This window comes from Brachyspira pilosicoli, from assembly GCF_019402445.1.
GTDB classification, from domain to species: Bacteria; Spirochaetota; Brachyspiria; order Brachyspirales; family Brachyspiraceae; genus Brachyspira; species Brachyspira pilosicoli_B.
Genome location: NZ_SRZM01000256.1, coordinates 1 through 2,205 on the forward strand (window position 1 = coordinate 1; position 2,205 = coordinate 2,205).

Genomic DNA, 2,205 nt, shown 5'->3' on the forward strand with positions numbered 1-2,205 from the left:
CATCTATAGAGTTTAATGGTGAAGAATTAGTCATAAATACTTTAGATAAAGATTTAAAGCTAGTTTTTAAAAGACTTTATTAATTTATAATTCTATATCTCTATATATTTCTAAAAATCTTGTTTTATGTTATAATATTTGCAATTAATTTTATGGGAATATTTTTTTATTATGAAAGGCAAACTCATCTCTTTCATTAAAAGAAGGAATGAATCAATACATACAACACAGACTATTTATATAGCATCAATATTTAGTATTATAGGCGGATTTGTTGATTCATATACATATATTACAAGAGATGGAGTATTTGCTTATGCTCAGACAGGTAACATTATATTTTTTGCTATGAATATTGCCAAGAGAGATTTTTTGGAGGCTATGCATTATTTAATATCTATTTTTGTATTTATAATAGGTATTTGGTTTGCTTTATATGTAAAAAAAATATTAAATAGAAAAAAATTAATGGAATTGGAATATTTAGTAATACTAATAAATGCTATTATACTTTTTATAGTTGGTCTTTTACCTAGGGGAATATTTGATACTGTAGCTATTAGTTTTATAGCTTTTATGTCTGCTATTTTGATGATAACTTTTAATAGGGTTGAAGGACTTGCTTATGTTACAAATATGTGTACAGGAAATTTAAGATCTGCTTCAGAAAATTTTTTTAAATTTTTGTTTAATAAAGATAAAACAGGATTAAAAAACGGGCTGATATATTTAAGTATTTTATTATGTTTTATGTTTGGAGCATTTTTTGGAAGTTTGTTTACTAATATTTTAGGAAACAGAAGCATATGGATAGCAAGTGGATTATTGCTTATAGTTGAGAGTTTAATGTTTTTTGATAATTAATTTGTAATTGTTTTTTTGTATTGATGAAAATTGTTTTTATATATATAATTTAAGGATATTTTTATGGATTATTATAAGATACTTAATGTTAATATATTATCAAGTGAAGAGAAAATAAAAAAGTCTTATAGGGAGTTAGCAAAATTATATCACCCTGATAGAAATGCTGGAGATGATGTTGCTGCTGATAAGTTTAAAGAAATTACAGAGGCTTATGATGTTTTATCTGATAAAAAAAAGAGAATGGAATATAATATTAAGTATTTAGCAAATAATAAATATGTTATAACAGGACTAGCTGCTTTAGGATTAGGCGTTAGTATAATAGTTGGAAGCAAGAGAAGAAAATAATTTTGTTAATATTTATTTTTTGATTTTATATAGAAGCTTTTATTTTTTATGTATTTTATTAATGAGGATATATTAAAATGGCAAACAAAAGAGATTATTACGAAGTATTGGGAGTAAGTAAAACAGCAAGTGCTGATGAGATTAAAAAGGCGTATAGGAAATTAGCTATGCAATATCACCCTGATAGAAATCCAGGCAACAAAGAAGCAGAAGAGAAGTTTAAAGAAGCTACAGAAGCTTATGAGATATTATCTGATGAAAAGAAACGTGCTCAGTATGACCAATTTGGTTTTCAAGGCGTTCATAGTGATTTTGCTGATGCTTATGGAAGAGGCGGATTTGATTTTTCTCAGATGTTTGGAGGCTCTGGCGGTTTTGGCGATTTGGACGATATATTTAGTTCTTTTTTTGGAGGAGGTTTTTCTTCTAGAAGTTCAAGAGGTCAAAGACGCGGTAATGATTTAAGACATGATATTACACTTTCTCTGGAAGATGCTGTATTTGGCAAAAAGATGGAGATTAAGTTAGATAAAAAAGATATTTGTGATGCTTGTCATGGAAGTGGAGCTGAACCTGGTACTAAAACTCAAACTTGTCCTTCTTGTAATGGTACAGGTGAGGTTAGAATGGCTCAAGGATTTTTTAGTGTGAGAAGAACTTGCAGCAGATGTAATGGAACTGGCTCTATTGTTACTACACCTTGTAAAAAATGTCATGGAACTGGTACTATTAAAAAGCCTAAAACTATATCTGTTAATATACCTAAGGGAATTGATGATAATACTCAATTAAGAATATCTGGAGAGGGTGAAGCTATTGCTGGCGGTGTAAATGGAGATTTATATCTTTATATACATGTAGCAGAGCATCAGTATTTTGTTAGAGATGGTATTGATTTAATTACTGAAGTTGGTATTAATATAGTACAGGCTACTTTAGGTGATGATATATTTATAGAAACATTAGACAAGAAGAAAGTAAAAATAAAAA

3 protein-coding genes are annotated in these 2,205 nt (G+C 28.0%); all 3 read left to right on the plus strand.

The annotated features are described in order from the left end of the window. Positions 1-171 precede the first annotated feature (171 nt). Complete coding sequence (locus E6A48_RS08495; RefSeq protein ID WP_219709698.1) at positions 172-864, plus strand: YoaK family protein; 693 nt, start codon at positions 172-174, stop codon at positions 862-864. Between the two features lie 63 nt (positions 865-927). After that, positions 928-1,215, plus strand: a complete 288-nt coding sequence (locus E6A48_RS08500; protein ID WP_219709699.1) for a DnaJ domain-containing protein — start codon at positions 928-930, stop codon at positions 1,213-1,215. A gap of 77 nt (positions 1,216-1,292) precedes the next feature. Continuing rightward, positions 1,293-2,205 (plus strand): molecular chaperone DnaJ (dnaJ, locus tag E6A48_RS08505; RefSeq protein ID WP_219709701.1); only part of this gene is annotated, 913 nt, incomplete at its 3' end.